The sequence below is a fragment of the Vreelandella boliviensis LC1 genome, from assembly GCF_000236035.1.
Taxonomy (GTDB): domain Bacteria; phylum Pseudomonadota; class Gammaproteobacteria; order Pseudomonadales; family Halomonadaceae; genus Vreelandella; species Vreelandella boliviensis.
In genome coordinates this window covers 750,671-776,971 of the sequence record NZ_JH393257.1, presented here as the reverse complement: position 1 = coordinate 776,971, position 26,301 = coordinate 750,671, and the positions used below count along the sequence as shown (strand labels likewise).

General features: G+C 56.2%; 27 protein-coding genes. 13 read left to right on the top strand and 14 right to left on the bottom strand.

Annotated features, from left to right (window positions below):
* From KUC_RS03305 to KUC_RS03290, 4 genes are all read right to left on the bottom strand, one after another.
* On the bottom strand, nt 1–841 hold an 841-nt coding region (locus tag KUC_RS03305), incomplete at its 3' end, for an MFS transporter (protein ID WP_244264730.1).
* Nucleotides 842–882: 41 nt separating this feature from the next.
* Nucleotides 883–1,314, bottom strand: coding sequence for a DNA polymerase III subunit chi (locus KUC_RS03300; protein ID WP_040479405.1), 432 nt, complete (start codon nt 1,312–1,314; stop codon nt 883–885).
* Between the two features lie 89 nt (nt 1,315–1,403).
* Entirely contained in the window at nt 1,404–2,516 is a 1,113-nt protein-coding gene (locus KUC_RS03295; protein ID WP_007111675.1) for a branched-chain amino acid aminotransferase, read from the bottom strand.
* A 171-nt stretch (nt 2,517–2,687) separates the two neighbouring features.
* Nucleotides 2,688–4,208, bottom strand: a complete 1,521-nt coding sequence (locus KUC_RS03290) for a leucyl aminopeptidase (RefSeq protein WP_007111674.1) — start codon at nt 4,206–4,208, stop codon at nt 2,688–2,690.
* 146 nt (nt 4,209–4,354) lie between these two features.
* Here KUC_RS03290 and lptF point away from each other — a divergent pair, with 146 nt between their 5' ends.
* The 9 genes from lptF (at nt 4,355) to KUC_RS03245 (ending at nt 11,853) form a co-directional block, all read left to right on the top strand.
* Nucleotides 4,355–5,434, top strand: a complete 1,080-nt coding sequence (lptF, locus tag KUC_RS03285) for an LPS export ABC transporter permease LptF (protein ID WP_083825741.1) — start codon at nt 4,355–4,357, stop codon at nt 5,432–5,434.
* Nucleotides 5,434–6,504: an LPS export ABC transporter permease LptG gene (lptG, locus tag KUC_RS03280; RefSeq protein WP_040479402.1), complete on the top strand. Its 1,071-nt coding sequence runs from the start codon at nt 5,434–5,436 to the stop codon at nt 6,502–6,504. Before lptF ends, lptG begins: the two co-directional genes overlap by 1 nt.
* Nucleotides 6,505–6,573: 69 nt before the next feature.
* The gene (locus KUC_RS03275; protein WP_007111671.1) at nt 6,574–7,047 is read left to right on the top strand and encodes an RDD family protein; all 474 of its coding nucleotides are present in this window, start codon (nt 6,574–6,576) and stop codon (nt 7,045–7,047) included.
* A gap of 158 nt (nt 7,048–7,205) precedes the next feature.
* Complete coding sequence (locus KUC_RS03270; RefSeq protein ID WP_040479399.1) at nt 7,206–7,412, top strand: (2Fe-2S)-binding protein; 207 nt, start codon at nt 7,206–7,208, stop codon at nt 7,410–7,412.
* Between the two features lie 191 nt (nt 7,413–7,603).
* The gene (gene bfr / locus KUC_RS03265; RefSeq protein ID WP_009288515.1) at nt 7,604–8,086 is read left to right on the top strand and encodes a bacterioferritin; all 483 of its coding nucleotides are present in this window, start codon (nt 7,604–7,606) and stop codon (nt 8,084–8,086) included.
* 255 nt (nt 8,087–8,341) lie between these two features.
* Nucleotides 8,342–9,478, top strand: a complete 1,137-nt coding sequence (locus KUC_RS03260) for an ABC transporter substrate-binding protein (protein ID WP_007111667.1) — start codon at nt 8,342–8,344, stop codon at nt 9,476–9,478.
* A gap of 2 nt (nt 9,479–9,480) precedes the next feature.
* The gene (locus KUC_RS03255; RefSeq protein ID WP_007111666.1) at nt 9,481–10,533 is read left to right on the top strand and encodes a FecCD family ABC transporter permease; all 1,053 of its coding nucleotides are present in this window, start codon (nt 9,481–9,483) and stop codon (nt 10,531–10,533) included.
* A gap of 1 nt (nt 10,534) precedes the next feature.
* On the top strand, nt 10,535–11,374 hold the full coding sequence (locus tag KUC_RS03250; RefSeq protein WP_007111665.1) for an ABC transporter ATP-binding protein: 840 nt from the start codon (nt 10,535–10,537) through the stop codon (nt 11,372–11,374).
* A 26-nt stretch (nt 11,375–11,400) separates the two neighbouring features.
* Nucleotides 11,401–11,853 (top strand): pseudoazurin, encoded by a 453-nt coding sequence (locus KUC_RS03245; RefSeq protein WP_007111664.1) that lies wholly within the window; start codon nt 11,401–11,403, stop codon nt 11,851–11,853.
* 69 nt (nt 11,854–11,922) lie between these two features.
* On the opposite strand, the gene KUC_RS03240 is transcribed toward KUC_RS03245, so the two are convergent.
* The 8 genes from KUC_RS03240 to KUC_RS03205 all read right to left on the bottom strand — a co-directional run bounded on the left by KUC_RS03240 (nt 11,923) and on the right by KUC_RS03205 (nt 20,300).
* Nucleotides 11,923–13,686 (bottom strand): ABC transporter permease subunit, encoded by a 1,764-nt coding sequence (locus tag KUC_RS03240; protein WP_007111663.1) that lies wholly within the window; start codon nt 13,684–13,686, stop codon nt 11,923–11,925.
* Nucleotides 13,687–13,699: 13 nt separating this feature from the next.
* Nucleotides 13,700–15,214: an ABC transporter substrate-binding protein gene (locus tag KUC_RS03235; protein ID WP_007111662.1), complete on the bottom strand. Its 1,515-nt coding sequence runs from the start codon at nt 15,212–15,214 to the stop codon at nt 13,700–13,702.
* A gap of 127 nt (nt 15,215–15,341) precedes the next feature.
* On the bottom strand, nt 15,342–16,271 hold the full coding sequence (locus KUC_RS03230) for an ABC transporter ATP-binding protein (protein ID WP_244264729.1): 930 nt from the start codon (nt 16,269–16,271) through the stop codon (nt 15,342–15,344).
* Nucleotides 16,272–17,132: an ABC transporter ATP-binding protein gene (locus tag KUC_RS03225; RefSeq protein ID WP_050804803.1), complete on the bottom strand. Its 861-nt coding sequence runs from the start codon at nt 17,130–17,132 to the stop codon at nt 16,272–16,274.
* 173 nt (nt 17,133–17,305) lie between these two features.
* Entirely contained in the window at nt 17,306–18,775 is a 1,470-nt protein-coding gene (locus KUC_RS03220; protein ID WP_007111659.1) for a carbon starvation CstA family protein, read from the bottom strand.
* A 199-nt stretch (nt 18,776–18,974) separates the two neighbouring features.
* On the bottom strand, nt 18,975–19,529 hold the full coding sequence (sodC, locus tag KUC_RS03215) for a superoxide dismutase family protein (RefSeq protein WP_007111657.1): 555 nt from the start codon (nt 19,527–19,529) through the stop codon (nt 18,975–18,977).
* Nucleotides 19,530–19,680: 151 nt separating this feature from the next.
* Nucleotides 19,681–20,046, bottom strand: a complete 366-nt coding sequence (locus tag KUC_RS03210) for an ATP-binding cassette domain-containing protein (protein WP_007111656.1) — start codon at nt 20,044–20,046, stop codon at nt 19,681–19,683.
* Between the two features lie 29 nt (nt 20,047–20,075).
* Nucleotides 20,076–20,300 carry a hypothetical protein gene (locus tag KUC_RS03205; RefSeq protein ID WP_007111655.1) on the bottom strand — a complete coding sequence of 75 codons (225 nt, stop codon included), beginning with the start codon at nt 20,298–20,300 and terminating at the stop codon, nt 20,076–20,078.
* Nucleotides 20,301–20,445: 145 nt separating this feature from the next.
* Between KUC_RS03205 and KUC_RS03200 the strand changes: the two genes are divergently transcribed.
* The 4 genes from KUC_RS03200 to KUC_RS03185 all read left to right on the top strand — a co-directional run bounded on the left by KUC_RS03200 (nt 20,446) and on the right by KUC_RS03185 (nt 22,852).
* Complete coding sequence (locus KUC_RS03200; RefSeq protein WP_007111654.1) at nt 20,446–21,219, top strand: pseudouridine synthase; 774 nt, start codon at nt 20,446–20,448, stop codon at nt 21,217–21,219.
* Nucleotides 21,220–21,294: 75 nt separating this feature from the next.
* On the top strand, nt 21,295–21,906 hold the full coding sequence (locus KUC_RS19045; protein WP_050804802.1) for a hypothetical protein: 612 nt from the start codon (nt 21,295–21,297) through the stop codon (nt 21,904–21,906).
* Nucleotides 21,831–22,637 (top strand): tRNA cyclic N6-threonylcarbamoyladenosine(37) synthase TcdA, encoded by an 807-nt coding sequence (gene tcdA / locus KUC_RS03190; protein WP_007111653.1) that lies wholly within the window; start codon nt 21,831–21,833, stop codon nt 22,635–22,637. The genes KUC_RS19045 and tcdA overlap by 76 nt, the downstream gene beginning before the upstream one ends.
* Nucleotides 22,634–22,852 carry a DUF1653 domain-containing protein gene (locus KUC_RS03185; protein ID WP_007111652.1) on the top strand — a complete coding sequence of 73 codons (219 nt, stop codon included), beginning with the start codon at nt 22,634–22,636 and terminating at the stop codon, nt 22,850–22,852. Before tcdA ends, KUC_RS03185 begins: the two co-directional genes overlap by 4 nt.
* 7 nt (nt 22,853–22,859) lie before the next feature.
* Here the strand turns inward: KUC_RS03185 and KUC_RS03180 are convergent, their stop codons facing one another.
* Nucleotides 22,860–24,485 (bottom strand): ShlB/FhaC/HecB family hemolysin secretion/activation protein, encoded by a 1,626-nt coding sequence (locus tag KUC_RS03180; RefSeq protein ID WP_050804801.1) that lies wholly within the window; start codon nt 24,483–24,485, stop codon nt 22,860–22,862.
* Nucleotides 24,485–26,301: MBG domain-containing protein (locus tag KUC_RS03175; protein WP_040479396.1), on the bottom strand; the 1,817-nt coding region annotated here is incomplete at its 5' end. The genes KUC_RS03175 and KUC_RS03180, both read right to left, overlap by 1 nt.

Genomic DNA, 26,301 nt, shown 5'->3' with positions numbered 1-26,301 from the left:
CTCGGTCGCTGCCGATATGGCGGCTCCACCTGCCTGCGAGTACGCAGCCGGGCAAGCCCAGCGCGATCATCGCAAAACTTAGCCATGGCTGGGCGCTGTTTGAAGCACCCAAGCGCTCCAGCTCCCGGGCGACCAGAAACGGCACCAGCGCCCACAGCGCGTACAGCTCCCAGCAGTGACCGAAGTAGCCCAGCGCGGCGGCGCGAAAGCGGGGTTGTTTGAACGCGGCTAAGCCTGCCCAGGGGCGCCCGCTTTTGGCGGTGGCCGGTAAGTGCGGGCCAACGCCCAGTCTATAAATCATCAGCGCCGCAACCAGCGCCAGCAGTGAAGCCAGCAGCAGCGGCCACTGCCAGGGCAGGTTCAACGTTAAACCGCGCAGTAGATGCGGCGAGGCAATGCCCAGGGTCAGCATGCCCACCAGCCAGCCCAGCGCGGCGCCGGCGTGGCTGGGTGTCCAGCTCACCACTAGCTTCATGCCCAGCGGGTAGATGCCCGCCAGACACAGCCCGGTCGCAAAGCGTGCGATAGCGGCGAGCGTCACGCTCTCGGCCACAGCGATAAACGCAGCGTTGATCAGTGCGCCAAGAACAGCGGAAATCGCAAACAAGTGGCTGGCGCGAATGCGATCCGCAAGGCCGGTGGTGGCAATCGCCAGGGTGCCGGTAATAAACCCGGCCTGAACGGCGATGGTGAGCAATCCTAAATCGCTTTCGCTTAGGCCTACGGCATCCTGAAGTGCCAAGCCAACGCCATTAACGCTAAACCATAGCGAGGTGCCGAACAGCTGGGCGATGACAATAACGGCCAGTGGGGCGCGGGCTAAAAAGGCGTGGGACAGCATCGGCGCTCTCGTTCGTTGAGTTATTGTTGTTAAAAAATTAGTTAACCAAGCTTATGCGGAACAACTTCATGGCCCAATTCTTTATAGCGCTGCCAGCAGGCGCGTTTGGCGACCAGCACTTGTTGGTGCTGATTAATGATCTCGGCGACCCGTGCGTAGTTTTCTACGCCGTCGGGAATATCGGGGTGCAGGTTGAGTAACGCGGTCTCTTGCGTGGGCATCGGTAACTGCTGCCAGCCTAGCGTGATCGGCACGCTGGCGGCCATCTCGCTGTCTTCCAAGGCGTGGGGCAGGTAGGCGTCCGGGCGGAAATTCCACAGCGCGTCATCCGCCTGTTCGGCGAGGGCTTTATCCTCGCAGTGCAGGTGCAGGCGGTAGCCTTTACGCCAGATGGTTTCGGCAAGTTTGCAGGCAAACTGCAAGCGCGCCTCTAAGGTCGTATCGGGCAAAATATAGAAATCAATACGTGCCATCGGCGGTTCCAGGTAGGTCCGTTCCAGAAACAGCACCGCCGCAAAAGGTGCGGCGGTGATGAGGTTTTAAGCGCGGGTGTTAAACCGGCTTAAACCAGTTGGGTGAGCCAGCCGTACTTATCTTCGCTACGGCCATATTGCAGGTCGAGCAGTTTGGTACGAATGCGCATGGCAATCTCGTTATTGCCACCGGCAACTAGCTTGATACGCTCGTTTTCGGTGACCAGCTCGCCGACTGGGGTGATAACCGCGGCGGTGCCGCAGGCAAAGACTTCGGTGATCTCGCCGGACGCTGCGCCTTCGCGCCACTCATCAATGCTGATAGCGCGCTCTTCCGGCATTAGGCCTTCATCTTTGGCCAGCGTGAGGACTGAGTTGCGCGTCACGCCTTCCAAAATCGTGTCGGTCAGACGAGGAGTCACTAGACGACCATCTTTGAAGACGAAGAACAGGTTCATACCGCCCAGCTCTTCCACCCACTTGTTTTCAGCAGCATCAAGAAACGCGACTTGGCCACACTGGTGGGCTTCGGCTTCTTTCTGCGCGGCTAATGAAGCGGCGTAGTTGCCCCCACACTTGGCAAAGCCGGTGCCGCCTGCAGCAGCGCGCTTATAGTTCGAGGAGAGCCAGATCGAAACCGGTGCAACACCGCCTTTAAAGTACGCCGCCGCCGGAGAGGCGATCACGTAGTAGTCGACTTCCTGTGATGGGCGTACGCCGAGAAACGCTTCTGAGGCGATCATAAACGGACGCAGATAGAGGCTGCACTCGTCAGAAGCGTTGGCAGGCGTTGGCACCCAGGCGTGGTCTTGAGCTAATAGCGCTTTCAGTGAGCCAATAAAGTCTTCATCGGAAAGCTCGGGTAGTGCTAGGCGACGGGCACTGCGGCGAAAACGCTCGGCGTTTTTCTCCGGGCGGAATGTCCAGATCGAGCCATCCGCGTGACGGTAGGCTTTGATGCCCTCAAAAATCTCTTGGCCGTAATGTAGCACAGAGGCGGCGGGATCCAGCGTCAGCGGGCCGTATGGGCGCACCTGATGGCCATGCCAGTCGGCGTCGCCGGTCCAGCGGATATGCGCCATATGGTCGCTAAAGTAGCGACCAAAGCCGGGATTTTTAAGAATGTTTTCACGGATCTCAACGGCCACCGGCTGATTGGATGGCAGGGTTTCAAAACTCGTTTCAAAGCTGGCAGTGGGCACGGCTGTTACTCTCCGCTTGAACCGTTCCTGTAAGAGGGCGGTTGGGTGTTATTGACGATACGATAAAGATTCAGCGAGTTTTTGCTCGCTGCACCTTGATATGTTCAGGTTTAACGGTTGCCGCGCTGAAAGGCAACCGTTGAGCACCGCTCGTGATGAAGAGTGGTGATATCAGCCGTCGCTATTTTCTACCTGGGCGTCTGTTTCACGGTCAAGCAGGTACTGGGTTAACAGCCCCACTGGGCGGCCGGTGGCGCCTTTCTGCTTGCCGGAGTGCCAGGCGGTACCGGCAATATCCAGGTGTGCCCAGGGGAAGTGGTCGGCAAAGCGCGACAGAAAGCACGCGGCAGTAATCGTACCCGCCGGACGACCGCCAATATTGGCTAAATCAGCAAAGTTGGAGTCCAACTGTTCCTGGTACTCATCCCACAGCGGCAGGTGCCAAGCGCGATCCCAAGCGGCTTCGCCCGCGTCCAGCAGATCCAGCGCTAGGTCGTCGTCGTTGGAGAGCAGGCCGGTGGCATGGTGGCCCAGGCCAATAATCACCGCGCCGGTGAGAGTCGCGATATCTACTACGCTGGCCGGAGTAAAACGCTCGGCGTAAGTGAGTGCATCGCACAGCACCAAGCGGCCTTCCGCGTCAGTGTTAAGCACTTCGACGGTCAGCCCTTTGAGGGTTTTGATGATGTCGCCGGGCTTGGTGGCGTGGCCGTCGGGCATGTTTTCCGCGGCGGCAACGATAAACACCAGGTTGAGCTTGGGCTTGATTGCCAATACCGCTTTGACGGTGCCGAATACGCTGGCGGCGCCGCACATGTCGAACTTCATTTCGTCCATGCCTTCGCCGGGCTTGAGCGAAATACCGCCGGTATCAAAAGTGATGCCTTTGCCGATCAGTACATGAGGGGCTTCGTCGGCGTTGTCGGCGCCCTGGTACTTCATCACGATCAGGCGTGTCGGCTCTTTACTGCCGCGGCCCACGGATAACAGCGAGCCTGCACCCAGAGATTCCAGCGCTTCTTCATCAAGAATCTCGACCTCAAGCGCGCCTTGTGAGTCGCGGCCCAGTTGCTGCGCCTGCTCGGCTAAATAGCGGGGTGTGCAGATGTTAGCGGGGAGATTGCCCAGGGTGCGGGTATAGTTGATGCCCTGGCCAATGGCGTTGCCCACTAAGGCACCCTGCTTCACCTGCGGGACGGCGTCGGCATCGCTGATAATTAACGTCAGCTTGGCAAGGCTGGGGGCTGGCGCGGGGGTCGATTTGAACTGGTCAAAGCGATAAATAGCCCGCTCTGCGGCTTCCATCACCTTGCGCGCTTTCCAGGCCGCGTCGCGGTCGGGCAACGGCACATCGCCAAATATCACGCTGGCTTCGTCGATAGGTAGTTTTACCAGTGCGGTCATGGCCGCATCCAGCGCTTTAATGAAAGCCGCTTCCTGGCATTTTTCGCGCTCACCCAAGCCAACCAGTAAGATGCGTTCGGCGCCTAGGCCCGGCGCAAACGGTACCAGTTGCACGTTGCCCAGCGCTGCTTCAAAGTCGCCGCGTTCAAGCAACTGGCCGATCAGGCGCTCGCTGGCGTCGTCCAGTTTGGCGACGGTGGGCAGTAGCTCGCTCCCTTTAAAAACCGGCACCAAGAGGCAGGGTGTTTCAGCTTTGGCCGGGTTTGCGGTCTGAACGGAAAATTCCATGACGTCTCCAACAAGACAAGCATCGAGGGATTCGGGATAATGCCCCGTTGCTTTTGATTTTGAACAGGGACTGAGAATAGTTTGATTAGTGTACCCAAGCCATGCGCTTATTGCATGGCATCTTGCACGACTAGCCGGAGAGCGCGTTGATTTTATTTCGATATCTAACTCGCGAAGTGTTACTCACCATGTCAGCGGTCGCTGGTATTCTGCTGCTGGTGATCATGGGCAGCCGCTTTATCCGCTATTTTTCAGACGCGGCGGAAGGCGATATCCCCGTCTCCATGCTAGGCAGCCTAATGATGTTTCACCTGCCTGGCTTTATGGAATTGATCCTGCCCCTGTCGTTTTTTCTAGGCATCCTACTCGCCTACGGGCAGCTTTATATGAACAGTGAAATCACCGTGATGGTCGCCTGCGGGATGAGCCCCACGCGGCTGTTAAAAGTGACCCTGCTGCCCGCCAGCGTCGTTGCGGTGCTGGTCGGTATCTGTAGCCTATGGCTGACGCCTTTAGGGGCGCTGCAAACAGAAACCGCGCTGGAAGAGCAGCGTAGCCGCCTGGATGTTTCCGTACTGGCCCCAGGGCGCTTTCAAGAGTTTGGCGGTGGTCGTACCGCGTATATAGGCGGCTTCTCTAGCGACGGCACGGAAATGCAAGACGTGCTGGTGCACGAACAAAACCAGCAGGGCGACAAAGGGACCCATGACTTCGTTACCCGCGCGGTATCGGGCTATCAGGAAACCCGGCTCGAAACGGGTAGCCGCTTTTTGGTGTTGGATGACGGTGAGCGCTTTGGGGTGACGCCAGGCGAGAAGAGCGCCGAGCGGCTCACTTTTGAGCGCTATACGCTGCGCCTGGGGTTGAGTCGCGACCGGCAGGAGCTTGATTCACTGGAGTATGCCACCACGCCCGCGCTATGGGATGATCCAAGCCCCCGTGCTCAAGCCCAGTGGCAGTGGCGGGCCGGGCTCCCACTTATGGTGTTTGTACTGGCCTTATTGGCGCAGCCACTTTCTCGGGTTAATCCCCGCCAGGGACGTTTTGGCAAACTACTCCCCGCAGTATTTTTATACGTCGCCTATCTCAGCCTGCTGCTTGCGGTTGTCGATGCGATTGGCAGCGGTACTTGGCCCACCATGCTGGGCGTGTGGCCAGTACATGGGCTGTTTATAGGGCTGGGCCTATTATTGCTATGGCGCTCGCAACGCAAGGGGATGCGCTAATGCTAACAGTAGCTGACCGTCTCGATCGTTATATTGCCCGCAATGTTCTGGCGGCTATTATCGTTGTTCAGTTCGTGCTGCTGGGATTGGATATTACCATCGCCTATATCGATGATTTAGGCGATGTGCAGGCTAGCTATACGGCGTTAGATGCACTCCTTTACTTGCTAATGCGTACACCTTGGCGCTTCTATCAGTACGCCCCAGTGGCGGTATTAATCGGGGCGCTGATAGGTTTGGGTAGCATGGCCTCCAGCAACGAACTCACCGTCATGCGCGCCGCTGGCCGCTCTCTGGTGAGGATTTTGTGGGGGGTGATGAAGCCAGTTCTGGTAGTAGTGGTAATAGTGCTGTTAGTTGCCGAGTATGTCAGCCCGCGCACCGAGCAGTATGCCGAGGCGTGGCGACTGGAAAAACTCCAGGGCGAGGGCGCCATGCTAACCAGCCGCAGTGGCTGGCAGATAGAGGGCGATAGCGTCTACCGTTTTGGGGCAATTCGTGCGGATAACGTTGTGCTTGATTTAACCCGCTACCGTTTTGATGACCGCCAGCTAGTCGAAGCCACTTACGCCGAGCGCGCTCGCTGGGTAGGTGATGCTTGGCGCTTGGAAAACGTTGCTACCACGCGCATTTTCGATGATCACACCGAGTCTGACCAAGCAGCAAGCTTGGACTGGGAAACCTCCTTTACGCCCACCCAGCTAGAGCGGCTGCTGCGCGATATCGAGAGTCAAGCGCCCAGCGAACTTTGGGCTTATGCCCAGTTCCTTGAAGAGCAGGGCCTGCAGAATGACCAAGCGCTACTGTATTTTTGGCAGAAGATGCTGATGCCGCTCACCATGGGGTCGCTGGTGCTAATTGCTGCCTCCTTTGTGTTTGGGCCCCTGCGTACCGTGGCTGCAGGCACCCGGGTGTTTTACGGCGTTATCACCGGGCTTACCTTTAAGTACGTCCAGGATCTGCTGGCGCCGGCCTCGACGATTTTTGGCTTTTCACCCGTATGGGCCGTGCTAGTGCCGACTCTGGCGTGTGCCGGGGTCGGGATATTCTTCCTACGTCGCAACGGTTAATGCCGCAACAGCTTGCTATTGCGGCCGATGATCGCCCAAACATAGCCCACCAGGAGCCGAGAAAGAACTATGGGAACACGACGCTTTACTCAGTTGGACAGCGTATGGCCAGCGGGCCTTGGCCGCCGTTTGGGCGCCATGCTGTACGACGGCTTTTTGGTTACTGCGATTTGGATCGCCGTGACGGTCATTCATATGCTGTTTTTTCGCTATGTGCTGGGTCAACAGCCCGAAGAGATTGGCACCACGGCCAGTGATATTTGGAGCCTACGCCTCATGCTGGTGTTTTTTGTTACGTTGTTTTTTGTTTTTTCCTGGTCGCGTGGCGGCATGACATTAGGCATGCAGGCGTGGCGGCTACGGGTGCAAGCGGCAGATGGTTACTCGCTGAACTTAAATCAGTGCCTCGTCCGCTGCGCGGTAGCGTGGCTCTCGCTATTAGCGTTTGGTTTGGGCTACTTATGGGTGTTGTTCGATAAACAGCGTCGTAGCTGGCCAGATATTGCTTCCAACACGCAAACGGTGGTTTTGCCGAAAAAATAATTCCTATGGGTGTGAGCCGAAAAGTAGCGCTGAGACAATATCTTATGGTGATGCGTTTATCGGTTAAGACGAATAGATAACAAAAAGCAGCCATTTCTACTTGATAAGATGTATGCGAATCATTTACATTCATCTCATGACTTTTATGAGGTGTCGCCATGTACGTTTGCGTGTGCAAGGGAGTAACCGACCATCAAATTCGCCAGCACGTTAACGACGGTGCGCGCAGCTGGCGAGAAGTACGCGAGGCAACCGGCTGCGCAACGCAGTGTGGTAAGTGCGCGTGCTACGCTAAAACGATTACCCGCGATGCCGTTCAGGAAGCGCGCCAGGAAGCCAATATGGGGCTCGCTTATGCCGTGTGACGCGAATCACTATTGTTAGGGTTATCTTTAGCAAATATATGATTTGCTTGAACTTTTCATTATCTTATCTATACTCCCAGAAACGCTGGGGGTATAGCTATTTGCGTCTATGCTCTTCTCCAAACGTAACTGCTTGATCGTCTTGTCTAAACTAGATTAAACATCAGCATTACAGTAGAAAAGGTGACGTTATGAAAGGTGATACGAAAGTTATTGAGCATCTCAATAAGGCGCTCGGCAACGAATTGGTTGCGATCAATCAGTATTTTTTGCACGCCAAGATGTACAAAGATTGGGGCCTGAAAGCCCTCGCCAAGTGGGAATATGATGAGTCCATCGAAGAGATGCAGCACGCTGACAAGATCATCGAGCGCATTCTATTCCTGGAAGGTATCCCCAACCTGCAAGACCTGGGTAAGCTGCATATTGGCGAAAACGTCAAAGAGATGCTCGAAAGCGATCTGAAAATCGAGCACGATGGTCGCAACGACTACATTGAAGCGATCACCTATTGCGAGAGCGTTAAAGACTACGTTACCCGCGATATGCTGCGTGACCTGCTCGCTGACGAAGAAGATCATATCGACCATATCGAAACCGAGCTTGGTTTGATCGATAAGGTGGGCATCCAGAATTACATGCAGCGCCAAATGCAGATGGCAGGCGACGAGTAAAACGCTCTAGTCAATCTGTTAGCTGACTAGTTCAGCCATTCGTACAATACAAAACGGGCAGCCACTTGGCTGCCCGTTTTGCGTTTAACTGTGTTTACTGATTTCTGTAGTAGCCCCATCCTTCGCGTAAATCTAGCGAGGATGAAGAGCTTACAAATACAAACTGTTATCATTTTGATTTACATGCATTCGGCAAGAAATTATAATGACGCTCACTTGCACTACTCATCATATTGAGAAAAAAGGAGCGTTTTGATGGTGGTTGAAAAGAGCGGTATCAGGGCGATAAAGCATACGATGGCAGTGGTGCTGCTATGCCTGTTGTGTGCCCCGGCACTAGCCGAATCTCGGGTGGTCACGGACGTATTGGATCGCGAAGTGACATTAGATCTGCCCGCTGAACGAGTTTTTCTGGGCTTCTATTACCCTGATTATATGGCCATTGGTGGCGTCGATGCCTTTGATCAAGTGGTCGGGTTCTCAAAAGACGTCTGGTCGGTCTGGAACCCAGTGAGTTGGGAGCGTTTCAGCAGTGCTGTACCGCGCTTGAATGAACTACCTGACGTCGGAGAAGTGGAAGCGGGTACCTTTTCTGTAGAGAAACTGTTGTCCCTTGATCCCGACGTCGCAGTACTGGCTGATTGGCAGTATAAAGCGCTCGGGCCTGATGTAGACCGCATCGAAGACGCTGGTATCCCCATTGTAGTCGTCGACTACAATGCGCAGACCTTGGAGCGGCATCTGGAAAGTACTCGTTTGTTGGGCATTGTGTCGGGTGAAGAGGCGCGTGCAGAGACTATTGCCGATGAATATCGCGCGACGGTTGAACGTATTACCCAGCGTATTGCTGACGCTGATCGTCAGCCACCTCGGGTTTACGTTGAGTTCGGCAATAAAGGGCCATCCGAGTACAGCTTTACCTATGGCAAGAACATGTGGGGTGCGGTGATTGACGTGACCGGCGGTGACAATATTGCCCGGCCCTACGTCGAATGGTGGGGGCCGATGAACCCCGAACAGGTGCTGGCATCACGCCCAGAGGTCATCATAATCGCCGGGCGCGAAACGGAATTGGACAAAAATGATGAAGCTATGGTGATGGGCATTGATATTCCTCGTGAAGAAGCTCAGCGTCGATTGGCTGGCTTTGCCGAGCGTTCTGGATGGTCATCACTCCCGGCAATTCAAAATGGCCGTCTCTACGGCGTTTACCAAGGTGCTTCCCGCTCAATCACCGATGCCGCAATGATTGAATACTTTGCAAAAGTGACCTACCCCGACCTTTTTGAGGACTTGGCGCCACGCCAGACTTATCTCGATTTCCACGAGCGTTATTTGCCGGTAGTGCCGGAAGGTACGTTTATGGTTACGGCCCCTAACGTAGGGGACTGATAATGCCGGGTATGGCCAACGTGGATACTTCCTTGAGGGCCACCATACAGCACCAGCGACGTCTTGAAAGGCGTCGCTGGCGTATCGTTGGTGGGATTGGCTTCGTGGCGTTCTTCACCCTAGTGTTAGATATTGCCACAGGCCCTTCGATGCTGGCCCCAGGGGCAGTCGTGAATGCGCTGCTGAATATTGGTGACGTGGATGAAATGACCCGTGTCATTGTCATGGAAATGCGCTTGCCGATGGCTCTCATGGCGCTAGTTGTGGGGGCGGCGCTAGGCGTGGGCGGTGCCGAGATACAAACCCTGTTGAACAACCCGATGGCCAGCCCCTACACCCTGGGGTTGGCGGCAGCGGCTGGTTTTGGTGCATCGCTGGTGATTGCGCTGGGCACTTTTGGACTGCCTCTGCTGTTCGCCGTTCCTCTGGGCGCTTTCATTATGACCATGCTAGCGTCGGGGGTATTGTTTGCCGTTGCGTCCTTACCCCGCATGACATCGGCCATGCTGGTGCTGACTGGCATTGCCTTGTTATTTCTTTTTCAGTCGCTGTTGTCATTGGTGCAATATCTGTCTGCACCTGAAGTTAGCCAGCAGATACTGTTTTGGTTGTTTGGCAACTTGACCAAAACCAACTGGCTTAGCCTGTCCATTACGGCGGCGGTGACAGTGGTATGTATCAGCTTGTTGATGCGGCTGTCTTGGCAGTTGACGGCGCTACGCCTTGGGGAACAGCGTGCGGCGGCCTTGGGTGTTGACCCACAACGGTTAAGGCTGGTGGTGCTGTTTCTCGTCGCGTTGATGACGTCGGTTGCGATCAGTTTTGTTGGTGTTATCGGTTTTATTGGCCTAGTGGCTCCGCACGTTGCTCGGATGCTGGTAGGGGAAGATCAACGCTTCTTCGTGCCGCTTTCGATGGTGACCGGTGCGGCGTTTCTCTCCGCTTCTTCAGTACTCTCCAAAAGCATCATACCGGGCGCTTTGTTTCCCGTCGGTATCGTAACCGCGTTTATCGGCGTGCCTTTCTTCTTTTGGATTATTATAAGTCGGCGCTGATATGAGCTCTCTGGATATTCTCAATGCCACTATCCTGCGCGGTGCTACCTGTACTGCGCAGGGTATTTCACTACGTTTTGAACCAGGCCACATCTACGCCATTTTAGGGCCAAACGGCACGGGTAAATCCTCCTTGCTGAAAGCAATCTTTGGCGAAATCGAGATGCAGGCTGGCGAGGTTCATTATGGCGAGCGTCAACTTTCACGTCGTCAGCTCAAGGCCTGGCGAGAAAATATTGGCTATATGCCGCAAGGCAATGAGCTGGATGCCTGCCTGACGACACTGGAGGTGGTTCTGCTGGGACATCTTGATGCACTGCATATGCATGTCGGGGATGACGTGCTGGAACAGGCTCTGATGTTAATGCAGCGAGTGGGCATTCAACACCTTGCCCACCGTGATATTCAGTCTCTCAGCGGGGGGCAGCGCCAGCTTGCCCTCTTTTGTCAGGTGCTATTGCGCGAGCCCAAAATCCTGTTGCTTGATGAGCCGGTCAGCGCGCTGGATATGCACCACCAATTATCGTTGCTGGAACACGTTTATACCGAAACGCGCCAACGCCAGCTAATTACCATCACTGTGCTGCATGATCTCAGCCTGGCGGCGCAATTTGCCGATCGGGTCATTTTGTTGGGTGAGGCGAGTGTGAAAGCTGAAGGCACCCCCCACGATGTGTTGCAACCGGCGTTACTCAGCGAACTTTACCAAGTGCCGGTCGAACGACTCCACGACAGTTCCGGTATGCCGGTTATTCGCCCTGTGCGACAGACGCACTCTGCATCCATTGAGTACGCCCAACTTAAACATTCTCAGCTAAATAATTCCCAGTCTCTGTGCTAATCGCCTCGATATAAGGAACCATTCGAATGATCATAAAGCGTTTTTTCTCGCTATCACTAATGTGTATCGCCCTACCGGCACTGGGTGCAGAACATGAAATCCAGATGCTCAACTACGCAGACGCTGGCGGCATGGTATTTGAGCCCGGCTACCTCCAGGTGGCTCCTGGCGATACAGTTACTTTTGTGCCGACCAACACGGGGCACCATGTGCGTAGCCATATCGTGCCCGAGAGTGTAGAAGGCTGGGAAAGTGAGATGGATGAACGCTTTTCAGTCACGTTGGAAGAACAAGGCGTCTATGTTTACTACTGCCCGCCGCACTTAATGATGAATATGACCGGCGTGATTCAAGTAGGTAGCGAGGCAGGCAATCGCACAGAGGTTGAGGAAGCCGCATCAGCACTCGCCCGCCGAGCGTTCCAGAACAGCGGTCGCTTGGCGTCTTACCTAAGCGAAGTAACGTGGCAGCCCGAGTAAACTCACACCCCCCAACGATGCGTTAGGGGGGGTATTGTCCGCTGCATGGCGTCCTATCATTTAGCCCGTCTAGCGTGGCGGCCTGCGGGAGCCCGCAATACTGGAAAGCGACACCGCCAATACCGACAGTAAAATCAGCGCTAGTGCAGGAATCAGCACCGCCCAGGGGGCACGCTCAATGTAGGGCATGCCTTCGGCGAGTATCAACCCCCACTCCGGCGAAGGCGGGCGCGGACCAAGACCAAGAAACCCCAGCGCAGCAAGGGCCAGCGCAACCCCCGGTAAGCGCAGCATGGCGTGGCGAAACACCGGGCCAAGCACGGCGGGTAAAATATAGCGGCTCATTAAGCGGAAGTGGCCCACGCCCAAAATCGGCGTGATGCGCACATGGGGCTGGGCTTTTGTTTCCGCGACCAGGGCGGCTGTGTGGGCCGCGAGCGGCGCCCAGGCCACCGCCGTCACCGCAATAATCGCCCCGCTGGCGCTTGGCCCCATCAGGCCAGCCACAATAAGCCCCGCAATGGCAGGCGGCGTTGCCTTGGTGATTTCAATCGGGCCGGTGGCTAGTCTGGGGGCTAAGCCAATCAGTAACCCCAATACCAGCGAAAAGAACACCACTAAGATGGCCATGCCCATGGTGGATAGCGCCCCGTGAGCGACCCGGGCCAGGATATCGCGGCCGGTGCCGTCGGCACCCAGTGGCAACGCCAAGCTTGGCGGCTGTAAACGCATAAAGGCCGAGCTAAACGGGTCACGACCAATCCCCGCTGCCACCAGCACCATCAGCAGCACAATCGCGATGGCGGGCACCACCCACACCCAGCGCTGAACGTTTTGCTGGTGTTGTGCCACTGGCAGCGCCCCGAGTCGAAACGCCCGACCTAACAGCAGTGCGCGGCCGATGTTAGCCAAGCTGCCCAATACAATAGCGATAATCAGCAGGATCAGAATGCCGGTTTGTAGGGCAGGCATATCCTGAGCGGATGCCGCGCCAAGGGTCGCTCGGCCAAGGCCGGGGATCGAAAACACCTGCTCGACGGCAATGGCCCCGCCGGTCAGGCCCACCATCACCATGCCCACCTGGGGCATAAGGCTGGGTAGCGTGCGGCGCAGGGCTGCCAGGGTAATCCGGCGGTGGGAAAAGCCCGCCACGTTCCAGGTAGCGACCCAGCGCTCGGTGAAGGTGGCCGAAAGGCCGTCGCTAAACAAACGTCCCAGCAGGCCGCCCGCGGGAAGACCCAGCGCAAAGGCGGGTAGCACCACGTAGCTGAAACCTCGCCAACCGTAGGGCGGCAACCAGTTTAGCCAGGCGGCAAATACGACCAGCAGGATTGAGGCGAGCAGAAACTCGGGAAGCGCCGTGAGCGCTGCGCCAATCGCCCCGGATGAGCGGCGGACCTGACCCTTTAAGCCCCGGCGAACCACCGGCACACATATCAGCGTAGCGGTGACCATTGCCACCAGCATGCCGAACCCCATGAGCGTGAGAGATACCTGGGCGCTTTTTAACATACCCGGCAGCACAGGAGCGCCGGAAATCCAGGAGTTGCCTGCATCGCCATGCAGCAGCCCCATCAGCCAGCTCTGCAGCTTCTCGAAGGGGCCAAGATCCAAACCTAGCTGGGCGCGAATAGCGGCTAGTGCCTCGGGTGTCGCTTCCTGCTCAGCAGAGCGTGCCCGCAAAATGCTCAACGCTGGATCACGGCCAGATAACCACGGTAGTAACCCGACCAGCACCACCACGCTGGCCAGCGTTATCAGGCGTGAGATTAACGGAATAAAAGGCTCGAGATGCAAGCTGCGCCATAGGCGCAGCGGTGTTGCGGTGGTCATGCGCGGCTCACCCTTAGGAGTCACTGTCGGCGTCAATGGACGTCTTCTCAGTAATCAGCATGCGCTCGCGGGGATCACGCTCGGCGTTGGTAACGCGGGCTGATTCACCCTGAATCACGCGCTCGTGGAGCATAGGAATCGCTGCATCGGTGCGCAGAATGGCCGCTTCCGCATCGATAATCGCCTGGCGCCGATCGTCGCCCGTTGGCAATACCGCCGCGTTGGTCAGCGCTTCATCCACTGCCGGGTCGCACAGCTGGGCGATATTGAAAGAACCCGCGCAGGCAAAGTCGCTAAACATATAGGCGACCGGATCGCCGGAGTCGAGCACGGTGGCACGAGAGAGAATAAAAGCGTCAAACTCACCTGCTAAGGCGTCCGCTTCGATATGGGCGTACTCACGCACTTCCTGGTTAACGCTAAAGCCTGCCTGTGTCAGCTGTTGTTCAAGTAGGACGGCGACTTCGGGCAGCTCGGCGCGGTCAGTGAAGGTTGCCAGGGTAATCTCGGTGCCGTTGGGGGCGGTGGGCGCGGTACGATCCTCAATCGGGGTGCGGTAATCGCTTGCCCAGGCCAGTGCGGGGCCGAGTAGCCCTTCGGCGATATCGGCGCGGCCTTCGTACACGGTATTGACGATGGCCGGGCGGTTTACCGCTTCACGGGCGGCGGCGCGCAGGCCGGGGTCGCTCATAGGGCCTGATTCAGTGTTCAGGTAAAGCGTATTGGTGCGCGGCATGGGCACCTCAAAGACCAAATCAGGGTCGAGTAGCGCTACCTGGGAGACCGGAATGGCCTCCACCACATCAGCCGTGCCGGTTCTTAACGCTGCCGCCCGGGCCGTGCCATCGGGCACATAGTCAGCGTCAATGCCAGCCACCGCGGCCGGTTCGCCCCAGTAGTCGTCAAAGCGGTCTAGCCGAGCGCTGGTAGTGCCGTTGATCTCTTTCAAGACGAAGGGGCCGGTGCCCGCTTCGATAGGGTTAACCCGGCCATCTTCGCCGTAGGCGCTGGCAGCGAGAACTGCCAACTGCGGGCTGGAAAGGCGGTTGGGGATCAGCGGGTCATCTTTTTCCGTGCGCACAATCACTGCGTTATCGCCATCGGCTTCGATGGTCATGTTCACGCCATCTAAAATACGCGGTTTCGGTGCGGCCTGGGTGGCGGCGGTCAGCGAGTTCACCACATCGCTGGGGGTTAGCGGCGTGCCATCATGAAACTCAACGCCATCGCGAATCACAAACCGCCAGGTTTTCGGATCCAGTTGCTCCCACTCGGTGGCCAGAAACGGCTGGGGGTCGCTGCTGGCATCCAGGCGAATCAGCGTTTCCGCCGTGCTCCAGCGGGATAGCTTAAAGGCATCGTCGGAAAGCGGCGTTAAGCCAGAGCGCGGTGGCTGTAGCATTGCCACGCTAATACGCTCACCGGATTCGGTGGAGCTGGTATCAGGCTGTTCATCAAAACAACCGGCAAGCAGCAGCGGAGCGGCAAGGGCAATCGGCAGAGACAGGCGAAGCGGGTGGCGAAACATCGTAACGACTCCTAATAATAAGCGGTTAGTAATACCTGGGAAAATGAACAACGGCACAGCCTTGCGGTGGGCAGAAAGTTAAGCACTGCATAAAGCAAACGGGTTTAATCAAAACGGCGTGGAGGATTTACGCCCGCGCATCAACCTCCGCTGCGTTGCAGTCGGGGAGTGCGCATCTAGGCAGTTGCGTGACCGCGTTAATTAGCGCCAAGGTTGCCGGATGGCGGGGGTTGCGCCATAGCGCCGCGGTTGGGCGGTCTTCGACGATGTTGCCGTCATCCATCACCAGTGTGCGCTGGCATAGGTGGGCAACCACCGATAAATCGTGGGACACCATCAGTAGCCCGGTGCCACTTTCATCGCAGAGTTTTTTCAGCACGCTGATAACCTGGGCGCGAACCGGCAGATCCAGGCCGCTTAGCGGTTCATCGGCCAACAGAAAGCGCGGGCGGGTGGCGATCGCCCTGGCAATGGCCACCCGCTGTGCCTGGCCCCCGGAAAGTTCATGGGGCTGGCGATCCAAAAACGGGGCGTCCAGGCCGACTTGCGCCAGGGCTTCGCGGGCGCGTTCGCCAGGGTCGCAATCAACGTGCAGCCGAATCAGTGGCTCACTGACCAAGGCGCGAACGCTCATGCGTGGATCAAGCGACGAGGCAGGGTCTTGGGGAATGTACTGAACCGCCCGACGGTACCAGCGTAGTTGGGCAGTGGAGCCGGGGCGCACGCGTTGGTGCTGGCAGGTAATCGACCCGCTATCGGGCGCTTCAATCGCCAGCAGCGAGCGTAGTAAGGTGGTTTTGCCCGAACCGGAGACGCCCACGAGCCCCACCCGCTCACCTGGATAAAGGTTCAGGTCGATGTCGTGCATAATCCGTTTGCGTTCGCCCGCTCGCCAAAATACCTCGCGGGGGAGCGATACGCTTTTGTTAAGCCCGTGTGCGCAGAGAAACGCTTCACTGCTATTAAAAGCGGAGCGCTCGTTGAGTGCTGACGCACTCATTGTGGGTGAAATTGTGGGTGAAATTGTGGGTGAATAAGTGGGCAACGGGCTTGGCATCTAGGCGCTCTTTAAAAGATCGTTGGATGTTACAAAATCGGCGGATGCCCGACGGGTTAGCGCTGACGGCTGAACGTTATGTGCTGCGGCGACCAGCTCCTGGGTAAAGGGGTGCTGCGGTGCGGTAATCAAGGTATCCAGGTCGCCGCTTTCAATCACCACGCCCCGCTCAATAATTACTGCTCGCTGGCAGAGCTGAGAGGCGGCGTGAAGATCGTGGGTAATAAACAGCATGGCGGTGCCCGAGTGGCCGGTATGCTCGCGTAATGCGCTCAGCACCTGGGCTTGAGTGACCACATCCAGTGCGGTGGTAGGCTCGTCGGCCACCATCAATGCGGTTTTACACGCCATGGCCAGGGCAATGCAGACACGCTGGCGCTGCCCGCCGGAAAGCTCCGCCGGGGTACGCTTGATTAACCGCAGGGGGTCGGGCAGATCCATTGCTGCCAGCAGCGCCACGGCAGCTTGGGTGGCAGCCTTGCGCGATAGGTCGTGATGGCGGATAAATGGCTCGCGCAACTGGGAACCAATTGAAACCAGAGGATTAAGGGCTGAGAGTGAGTCTTGAAACACCATCGAGACACGGGTCTCTGTTCGGCGTCGGGCGGCGGGAAGAGCAATGGCCTCTTGGCCTTGAATAAGAATGCTACCTGATACCTGGGCATTAGGGGGTAAAAGCCCCAGCACCGCTTTTGCAGTGAACGATTTTCCCGACCCTGATGCACCTAACAGGCAGACACGTTCGCCGGGCATAACATCAAACGAGAGCCCATCGACGATCTGCTGTCGGCCAATTTGAATGCCCAGGCCACGCACGGATAAGACGGGTTCACGCACGGATAGCAGAGGGTCGCTGCACATTGACAATATCTCTTGCTAAGCTGCTAAGTGAATAATAATGGTTATGATATAACGTTTGGTTGTTGGGCAGCAATACGCAAGGTCGAGGCGTGATCAGCAGGTATAAAAAAAGCGCTGAATAAAATCAGCGCTTTTCAGCCGCCAGGTGGCATCTGCCGCCTGTTTAGGGTGGGTTATTTAACGGCGGTGGTGGCGATAGTTTCGTCCGTGCCGAAATTTGCGACGTACTCATCTACCGCAAAGGTGGCACGGCTCAAGCGGCGTACACGCTTCATAAACAGCGCGATGCAAATGAGCGTACCTAGTGCGGCGACCACGTAGCTTAATTGCAGCGGCAGACCAAAACCGATCGGCGCGTAGGCTAAGTAGGTAAACGTTGCCATGGTCATAAAGGTGGCTGGGATCGAGGTAATCCAGTGAGGCTTACGTGATAGCACCAGGTACATAGTGCCTACCCATAAGGCTATTACCGCCGTGGTTTGGTTGGCCCAAGAGAAGTAGCGCCACAGCAATGTGAAGTCCATATGCGTTAAGGCGTAGGAGACCACAAACAGCGGTAGGGCGACCATGACACGCTTCATAATCGGCTTTTGATCGATCTTGATGTAGTCGGCGATGATCATCCGCGCGCTACGAAAAGCGGTATCGCCCGAAGTGATCGGCAGCACAATAACGCCGAGTACCGCCAGGGTGCCGCCTACAGCGCCGAGCATGGTGGTGGAAACCTCACTAACGACTGCTGCGGGGCCACCGGCAGCTAGTACATCGGAAAGCGACTGGTCGCCGTAGAACAGGCTCATGGCAGCGGCCGCCCAGATCATCGCGATGATGCCTTCGGTGATCATCATGCCGTAGAAGATTTTGCGGCCATTGGTTTCGTTTTGAGTAGTGCGCGAAATAATCGGCGTTTGGGTGGCGTGAAAACCGGAAAGTGCGCCACAGGAGATGGTTAAAAACAGTAGCGGGAAAATCGGCGCAGCGTCGGGGTGCATATTTTGGAACGAAAGCTCGGGGATCGGCGCGCCCGTGACAATCAAGCCAATACCGATACCGGCGGCGCTGAATAGCAGCAGGGCACCGAAATAGGGGTAGATACGGCCGATCACCTTATCAATCGGCAGCAGCGTGGCGATCAGGTAGTAAATAAAAATAGCGACAATAACCAGCGTTAGCGACAGCGACGTCATGTTGGAGAGTAGCGCCGCGGGGGAGGTGACAAATACCGTACCTACCAGTAGAAGCAGCAGGATCGCAAAGCCATTGACCACATGCTTCATCGCTTTGCCGAGGAACTTGCCTGCTAGTTGCGGCAAATGGGCGCCGTGGTTGCGAATCGAGATCATACCGGTCAGGTAATCATGCACAGCCCCAGCGAAGATACAGCCGACCACAATCCATACAAACGCCACGGGGCCATAAAGCGCGCCGAGAATAGGGCCAAAAATGGGGCCCACACCGGCAATGTTTAATAATTGGATAAGCGAGTTGCGCGTGGTGTTCATCGGCACATAGTCGATGTTGTCGCGCATGCTGAAGGCGGGTGTCTGTCGTTTTCGGTCAGTAACAAATACGCGCTCAACGAACTTCCCATAGGTAAAGTAGCCCGCTATCAACAGCAGGATCGATACAATAAAGGTGATCATCTAAGGTACCTAGAGCAGTGAGGGGGATGGGTGAGCATGCTATTTAGCACACAAGCAGGTACTTTTTTAGCAGAGCCGAATGTACAGATAAGCACCATTAAATCACAGCTAGACTTTAGTGGGTTGTTTTATAACAAACCCAAAAAAGCGGGCAGCCATTGGCTACCCGCTTTGTGTAAGTGCTGAAGTGAAGCTTATTTTAAGATTCTACGACACCACAGGCCATCCGGGTGCCGCCACCGCCCAGGTGGGGCTCATCTTTGTAGGTGTCGCCACCTTCATGAATCATCAGGCTGCGACCCGGCATATCTTCCATGCTTAGGCGTGGTGCTAGAACGGGTAGATTGGCTTCGCCCTCTTCATTAACGGTTAGCACCGGTAGATCGCCTAAATGGCCTTCTCCATAGGGGCCTTGGTGAGTGCCGGTTTGTTCGGGGTCATAGTGGCCGCCAGCAGAGAGCGCAGCGGTTATCTCGCCGCTGTCATTCTCGGCAGGGTCGCAGCTGGCGTTCTGATGGACGTGGAATCCGTAAACACCGGGCTCAAGATCCTTAAGTGAGGGTGTCAGCAATAAGCCGTAATCCGTTTGCTCAAGAGATACGGTACCAATCGACTCTTCAACCCCCTCGGCGCTGACTTTATGCATCTCCACATCATGCGTTTCATTAGCTTGCGCTGCCGAAGTGGCGAGTAGCAGCGAGGCAGCCATAGCGGTAAGCAGCGGTGTTGAAAAACGGACAGTTGTATAGCGCATGTTGATCTCTCCTTCCTAATCCATGGAAACGCTGTAGTAGCGTTGCTCATTTAAGGTAGCTGCCACCACGCCACTCTGCCAATTTAGACTAAGAGCGAAAGGGTTTGATCACATACCTTCGCAATTAATGCCGGGTCATGGCTGACCGGCATCACCGCGCACGCTTTTCTCGGGCAAGCTCAATCAGCTGTCTCAGGGTTTGCTGTTGGGTGACCGGGTCGAGCCGTGAGGTGGGCTCATCGGCAAACAGGAAGCTAGGCTTGAGCAGCAGTACGCGCAGAATTGCAAAGCGTTGCAGTTCGCCGCCGGAGATCTCGCCGGGGCGACGATCCAACAGGTGTTTGTTGAGTCCCAAACGTTCCAGGTGTGGCGCAACTTCGCTGCGCTCGAATTGATGGCGGCGGAGTAAATCCTCAAGCAGCTGGTTTAGTGTGTAGTGGGGTGAGAACGCCGCTGGTGGGTCTTGGTAGAGTGTTTGCCGTCCAAGCCTTGGCTGGAAGAGTCGACGCCTAACCACGCTACTGCCATCGGCCTCGACCCTGGTGACTACCGCCTCGGCGGTGACAGTTGGCCTTGATTATCAGTATCTACCAGCGTTTTAGCGAGCCGCATTCGGCTGAATATGATGCCCGAGGTGGCGGGGGCAGCGTCTTTAATTTCCCAGGGCGCAACGATATCCAGGCTGCGTTCTGACGCCCAGGTATTAAAAGAGGCTAAAATAACCAGCCACGCAGCAGAAAAGCGTTTTATCGGAGACTCCTTATTAATCATTAAGGTTGTCTTATAACATTTAATATTTCTTTATCGGCGAGAAGGATTAATGAGAAGCATTACCGTATTGCAGATGATGACATCTCGCTGCCCAGCCGCGACAATGGTGCCCTGTATCTGTTAATGGCTAGTGCCAGGGATCGTTATGACGCCACTCAACATACTATATCAGGATGAGTATCTGGTTGCGGTGCATAAGCCGTCAGGGCTTTTGGTACATCGCTCGGCATTGGCGCGTGGCGAAACCGAATTTCTGCTGCAGCGCTTACGCGACCAGCTTGGCAAACGGGTATATCCCGTTCACAGGCTGGATCGTCCGACCTCGGGGGTGATCGTATTTGCGCTCTCTTCAGCAGTGGCTGGCATGCTCAGCGAAGCGTTTAGCGAACGGCAGGTTGAGAAGCGCTATCTGGCGGTGGTGCGCGGTAAAGCCCCGGTAAGTGAGCGTTTGGATTACCCGCTGCGAGAAGAGGATGGCACACGGCCCAAGGCGGAAATGCCCGCCATGCCGGCGATGACCGATATTCGCCGCCTGGATAGCGTCGAGCTGCCGGTGCAAGTCGACCGCTATCCGGTGGCGCGTTACTCGCTGGTGGAGGCGCGGCCGCTGACCGGACGGCGCCACCAAATTCGCCGTCACCTCTCTCGACGAGGTTACCCGATTGTTGGCGATGCCAAGCACGGTAAAAGTGTCCACAACCGTTTTTTTGCCGAGCAGATGGATGCACCACGCTTACTGCTGGCCGCGACCTATTTGGCCTTTGACCATCCACTGTTAGACAAGCGCGTACAATTAAGCTGCGCCTTGGATGACACCATGATCGCGCTGTTTAATCACCTTGGATGGGCGGGGCACTTGCCGCTGGATAGCGTGCGCACGCCGCCCCACGCCGAGCCTTCAGCCCTTAAAGCGCTATAAGTGAATCTGCTATGTCCCCAACCTCTCAAGTATCCACGGCTAACGTGAAACCTTCTTCTGCAGACTCTGTTTCTAGTGACTCTGTTTCTAGTGACTCTGTTTCTAGTGACTCTGTTTCTAGTGACTCTGTTTCTAGTGACTCTGTTTCTAGTGACTCTGTTTCTAGTGACTCTGTTTCTAGTGACTCTGTTTCTAGTGACTCTGTTTCTAGTGACTCTGTTTCTAGTGACTCTGTTTCTAGTGACTCTGTTTCTAGTGACTCTGTTTCTAGTGACTCTGTTTCTAGTGACTCTGTTTCTAGTGACTCTGTTTCTAGTGACTCTGTTTCTAGTGACTCTGTTTCTAGTGACTCTGTTTCTAGTGACTCTGTTTCTAGTGACTCTGTTTCTAGTGACTCTGTTTCTAGTGACTCTGTTTCTAGTGACTCTGTTTCTAGTGACTCTGTTTCTAGTGACTCTGTTTCTAGTGACTCTGTTTCTAGTGACTCTGTTTCTAGTGACTCTGTTTCTAGTGACTCTGTTTCTAGTGACTCTGTTTCTAGTGACTCTGTTTCTAGTGACTCTGTTTCTAGTGACTCTGTTTCTAACGACTCAGTTTCTAGCGACTATGACTTGCGCTTTGGTGGGATTCGTCGCCTCTATGGTCAGCGTGCTTTTGATACGTTTCGTCATGCCCACGTGGTGGTAGTGGGTGTCGGTGGGGTGGGGAGCTGGACGGTAGAAGCCCTGGCACGCTCGGGCATTGGCAAGCTGACGCTGATCGACTTAGACGACGTCTGCGTTTCCAACGTTAACCGCCAGCTCCACGCGTTGGATGGCACCATTGGTCAGCCCAAGGTTGAAGTGCTGGCCGAGCGCTGCCGCTTGATTGCCCCGGAGATTGAGATTGTGGCGGACACTGCCTTCGTGACACCCACCAACTTGGCTGAACGGATTCCTGACGATGCCGATCACGTGGTGGATGCCATCGACAGTGTGATCGCCAAGGCCGCGCTGATCGCTTGGTGTAAGCGGCGTAAAATCCCCATTACCGTGACTGGCGCGGCCGGTGGACAAACTGATCCCACGCGTATTCAGGTCGCGGATCTCACCCGCACCGAGCACGACCCGCTGCTCTCCAAAGTGCGCTCGCGGCTGCGCCGGGATTACGGTTTCTCCCGCAATCCCAAGCGGCGCTTCTCGGTGGAGTGCGTCTACTCCGATGAGCAGTTGATCTATCCCAGCAGCGACGGCGAAGTGTGTCTGCAAAAGCCCAGTAGCGGTGACGCCACGCGGCTGGATTGCGCCTCCGGCTTCGGCGCGGCGACCTTCTTGACCGGCACCTTTGGCTTCGTCGCCGCCTCCAAAGTGTTGGAACGCCTTGCCAAAAAAGCCAACCAGCCAGCCACCACAAACGCTACTCGAGAGGAGAGCCAATGACCGCCCCCGTTCCCGGCATTTACCGTCACTACAAAGGCAGTCTGTACGAAGTGATGGGCACCGCCCAGCACAGTGAAAGCGAGGAACCGCTGGTGGTCTACCGCGCCCTTTACGGTGAATACGGCCTCTGGGTGCGCCCGCTTGAGATGTTTACGGAAACGGTGACCAAAGAGGGCCACACCCAGCCCCGTTTTGTGCTGGAAAAGGCGTTTTAAGCTTCACTTAAAACGCGTAACGCGCTGAAAGCCAAAACCGTGGGTCTTTTTGCTCATCTTCTGACGCCGCATCACCGGTGGTGGATGTTGCCGCCGCCGCATCCAGCGACCAGTTATTCTGCGTGTAACGCACACCGATCCCACCGCCTGCCAGTGTTTCGCTGGCTTCGTCGGCAAAGCGTTGGCGTGCCCCGTGATCGTAAAACACGTAGGGGCTTAATTCAGGCGTCGCCTGATAGCGAACTTCCAGTTGGGTAAGCCACACGCGACTACCGCTAACTTCCCCTTGCGGGTAAGCCCTAACGCCTCGTGCGCCACCGAGGCTCATGCCTTCGGAAGAATCCAGGGGGTTATCAGCCCACTGGATATCGCCCTTCGCCATCAGCGAGAGCCCATGGCCCAGGTTTTGAATGCGCGAAAGGGTAAGACGAGCCTTGGTATAACCACCATCCACCTGTTCATTGGCTTGGTTATTGACCTGGCCACTTTGCAGGCGGGCCTCCCCAAAGGTGACACCGCCCTGGCCCAGCGCGTCCCGGTGGTCAAACTGCAGCGCCAATGGCCAGCTATGTCCGTAACGCTTTTGATAGCTAACGCCTTCAAAGCGATCGTTTAGTTCGGTGTATTCGCCACCAAAAGAGGCCGTCAGGTTGGTTTGCTGTTGGCGAATTAGTGGATAGCTCAGGGCTAGGTTACTGGTATCCGCCGTGCCGGTAAAACCGTTAAATGGCGAGCGAAGATCATACTCGGTGCGTGCATAAGACACCTCCACTCGCCAGCCCTGGTAGCCGACAGGTAGAGAATAGGCCAAGCGGCCGAGCCATAAATCTTCTTCCGAATAGAGGGCAGTCACGTTCAACTCGTCGCCAACTTTCAACAGTCGATTGGCTTGAATACCCACCGTCGCGCGTCCTTCGCCAAAGGCGCGGCTACCGTGGTTATCCGCGCTCACGTAGCCGTGCAGGCGATCGCCTGCTGCCACCTCGGTGACCAAGTCCCCGGTGCCATAGGCGTCACCCGGGCGCATCACCGGCGTTACGTTAACGCCCGGTAAATCGCCTAACAGCAGGGCGGTGCGTTCAAGCGTGTCGCCTTGAATGACTTCGCCTGCGCGTAGGTTGGAGAGGTAGGGCGCAATGCTATCGACCAACGCATCGTCATCGCCCGTGACGGACACCTCACCATAGTTGCCTTCTACCAGCTGAATCGAGAGAGTGCCCTGGCTAACGTTCTGTTTGGGGAGCATCGCCTGGGCAAACGGGTAGCCATTGTCACGATAAAAGCGGCTAACCGCATTGCTGATGCGCTGCAGGCCCGCCATGTTATGGTCTTGCCCAATAAAGGGTTGAACCTGAGCTAACAACGTCGCATCGTTATAGACGGTATTGCCGCTAAAGGTAATGTCGTTAATGCGAACCTCGCGACTCTCGGCATCGCTTTCCGTCAGCGGAGCGCCCTCGAGGTTGATATCGACGGAGGGCTCGCGTGGCTGATAGTCCCTTTCCGGCAGCGAGTCGCGCAGGAGTTGGCCTGCATCCAGAGGCGTTTGTGCATAGCTGGTTAGTGATAACGAGCCCATTAAACATACTGCCGTCATGGCGACTGAACGTGTGGTAAGTGAGCTATAGCGCATTAGTTGTCACCCTCAGCGTCGTCATTCAGGGCGATACTGATGCCATTTCCGATAATCTCGATACCGCTGGGCAGCAGGCTGTTGCCGTTGGGTAATTCGTTGACTTGACGCATTCGTTCTTCTTGTTCGCTTGACGATGCTGCTTGAAGTGCCTGATTGATGGCCGCGTCGATATTGGCTCCCTGTTTGATGGATAGAGTGCCGTCCTGGGAAGTAATGAAGTAGTTGCTGTTGGCTAAGTCCGTCGGACTGATGCTGTAGTTACCAGCAATTTCACCTGTCGCGCGGGTGAGATTGCCAGAAAGGGTGTCATTGTCGATCAAGTTACCTTCTATGACTTGCCACGTTAGTTTTGGATCATTCATGCCGTAGATTTTGCTCTGGTCATCGGCGGCGACGGTGATCGGGCGCGGGTCAATGGTGAGGATGCCGTCCTGGGCGGTAATCACATAGTTGCCGTTGGCAAGATCGGCGGCGCTGATGGCGTAGTCATTCACATCTTCGCCCACTTCGCGGGTAAGATCGCCAGCAAGGCTATCGTCACCGACCAAGCTGCCGTCGGTGACTTGCCAGGTGAACGTCGGGTCATCATTTCCGTAAGTTTTGTTCTGATCATCGGCGGTGACGGTAATCGCACGTGGATCGATGGTCAGTACACCATCTTGGGCGGTGATCAGATAGTTGCCGTTGGCCAGATCGGCGACGCTGATGGCGTAATCGCCTGCATCTTCACCTGCTTCGCGGGTCAGATCACCAGCTAGAGAGTCGTCGCCCACCAAGTTGCCGTTAGTGACTTGCCAGGTGATGGAGGGGTCATCATTGCCGTAGGTTTTGTTTTGGTCGTCGGCGGTGATGGTAATAGAACGTGGATCGATGGTCAGCACACCGTCCTGGGCGGTAATCAGATAGTTGCCGTTGGCCAGATCGGCGACGCTAATGGCGTAATCGCCTGCATCTTCGCCCGCTTCTCGGGTCAGATCACCAGCTAGAGAGTCATCGCCCATCAAATTGCCATCGGTTATTTGCCAGGTGAGGGTGGGGTCATTCTCACCATAGGTTATGGACTGGTCGTCGGCGGAGACGGTAATGGCGCGTGGGTCGATGGTCAGCACACCATCTTGGGCGGTGATCAGATAGTTGCCATTGGAAAAGTCGGCGGCGCTGATAGCGTAATCGCCTGCATCTTCGCCCGCTTCTCGGGTGAGATCACCTGCGAGGATATCGTCACCTATCAAGTTGCCGTTGGTGACTTGCCAGGTGAACGTGGGGTCATTATCACCGTAGGTTTTGCTGTCGTTGTCGGTGATAACGGTCAGCGGGGCTGGGGTGACGTTGGCGCTGAGACTACTAGGTTGAGTAACTGAATAGTTACCGGCATCCGCACCGGTAAGGGCATAACCGCTGACGGTGACAGGCTTGTTGTCGGCGACATTTTTATCGTTAAAGTTCCCCGTACCGGTGGTGCCGATTGAGACATTATCGTTAGGCACCACGTTATCCAGCGTGGCGGTACCCGAGAGGGTGGCGTCCGTAGTGCCATCGTAGACTTTGTCTTCGGCGTTGGTGCCAGTGATGGTGAGTAGGCGTCGGTTGATGGTGGCGGCATGCGTAGTATCCGCCAACCAATAGTTATTGGCGAGGCCATTGGTACCATCGTTTAAGGTATAGCTGGCGGTGACAGTGCGGGATCCGGCATTGGCATTGTCGAAGCTGCCGCTGGCGTCAATGCTTAGGTTCTCATCCGTGACCAGGTTATCCAGAACGCCCGCCGTAACAGTAGCATCGGTCGAGCCGTCGTAGACTTTGTCTTCGGCGG

Excerpts from the sequence above, each read along its gene's own strand:
- sodC (WP_007111657.1), bottom strand. The coding sequence starts at position 19,529 with ATGCGCTATACAACTGTCCGTTTTTCAACACCGCTGCTTACCGCTATG.
- KUC_RS03230 (WP_244264729.1), bottom strand. The coding sequence starts at position 16,271 with ATGCCAAGCCCGTTGCCCACTTATTCACCCACAATTTCACCCACAATT.
- KUC_RS03250 (WP_007111665.1), top strand. The coding sequence starts at position 10,535 with ATGAGCTCTCTGGATATTCTCAATGCCACTATCCTGCGCGGTGCTACC.
- KUC_RS03245 (WP_007111664.1), top strand. The coding sequence starts at position 11,401 with ATGATCATAAAGCGTTTTTTCTCGCTATCACTAATGTGTATCGCCCTA.
- KUC_RS03185 (WP_007111652.1), top strand. The coding sequence starts at position 22,634 with ATGACCGCCCCCGTTCCCGGCATTTACCGTCACTACAAAGGCAGTCTG.
- KUC_RS03260 (WP_007111667.1), top strand. The coding sequence starts at position 8,342 with ATGGTGGTTGAAAAGAGCGGTATCAGGGCGATAAAGCATACGATGGCA.
- KUC_RS03235 (WP_007111662.1), bottom strand. The coding sequence starts at position 15,214 with ATGTTTCGCCACCCGCTTCGCCTGTCTCTGCCGATTGCCCTTGCCGCT.
- lptG (WP_040479402.1), top strand. The coding sequence starts at position 5,434 with ATGCTAACAGTAGCTGACCGTCTCGATCGTTATATTGCCCGCAATGTT.
- KUC_RS03255 (WP_007111666.1), top strand. The coding sequence starts at position 9,481 with ATGCCGGGTATGGCCAACGTGGATACTTCCTTGAGGGCCACCATACAG.
- KUC_RS03275 (WP_007111671.1), top strand. The coding sequence starts at position 6,574 with ATGGGAACACGACGCTTTACTCAGTTGGACAGCGTATGGCCAGCGGGC.
- KUC_RS03240 (WP_007111663.1), bottom strand. The coding sequence starts at position 13,686 with ATGACCACCGCAACACCGCTGCGCCTATGGCGCAGCTTGCATCTCGAG.
- KUC_RS03270 (WP_040479399.1), top strand. The coding sequence starts at position 7,206 with ATGTACGTTTGCGTGTGCAAGGGAGTAACCGACCATCAAATTCGCCAG.
- bfr (WP_009288515.1), top strand. The coding sequence starts at position 7,604 with ATGAAAGGTGATACGAAAGTTATTGAGCATCTCAATAAGGCGCTCGGC.
- KUC_RS03205 (WP_007111655.1), bottom strand. The coding sequence starts at position 20,300 with ATGATTAATAAGGAGTCTCCGATAAAACGCTTTTCTGCTGCGTGGCTG.
- KUC_RS03290 (WP_007111674.1), bottom strand. The coding sequence starts at position 4,208 with ATGGAATTTTCCGTTCAGACCGCAAACCCGGCCAAAGCTGAAACACCC.
- KUC_RS03180 (WP_050804801.1), bottom strand. The coding sequence starts at position 24,485 with ATGCGCTATAGCTCACTTACCACACGTTCAGTCGCCATGACGGCAGTA.
- KUC_RS03220 (WP_007111659.1), bottom strand. The coding sequence starts at position 18,775 with ATGATCACCTTTATTGTATCGATCCTGCTGTTGATAGCGGGCTACTTT.
- KUC_RS03225 (WP_050804803.1), bottom strand. The coding sequence starts at position 17,132 with ATGTGCAGCGACCCTCTGCTATCCGTGCGTGAACCCGTCTTATCCGTG.
- KUC_RS03200 (WP_007111654.1), top strand. The coding sequence starts at position 20,446 with ATGACGCCACTCAACATACTATATCAGGATGAGTATCTGGTTGCGGTG.
- KUC_RS03300 (WP_040479405.1), bottom strand. The coding sequence starts at position 1,314 with ATGGCACGTATTGATTTCTATATTTTGCCCGATACGACCTTAGAGGCG.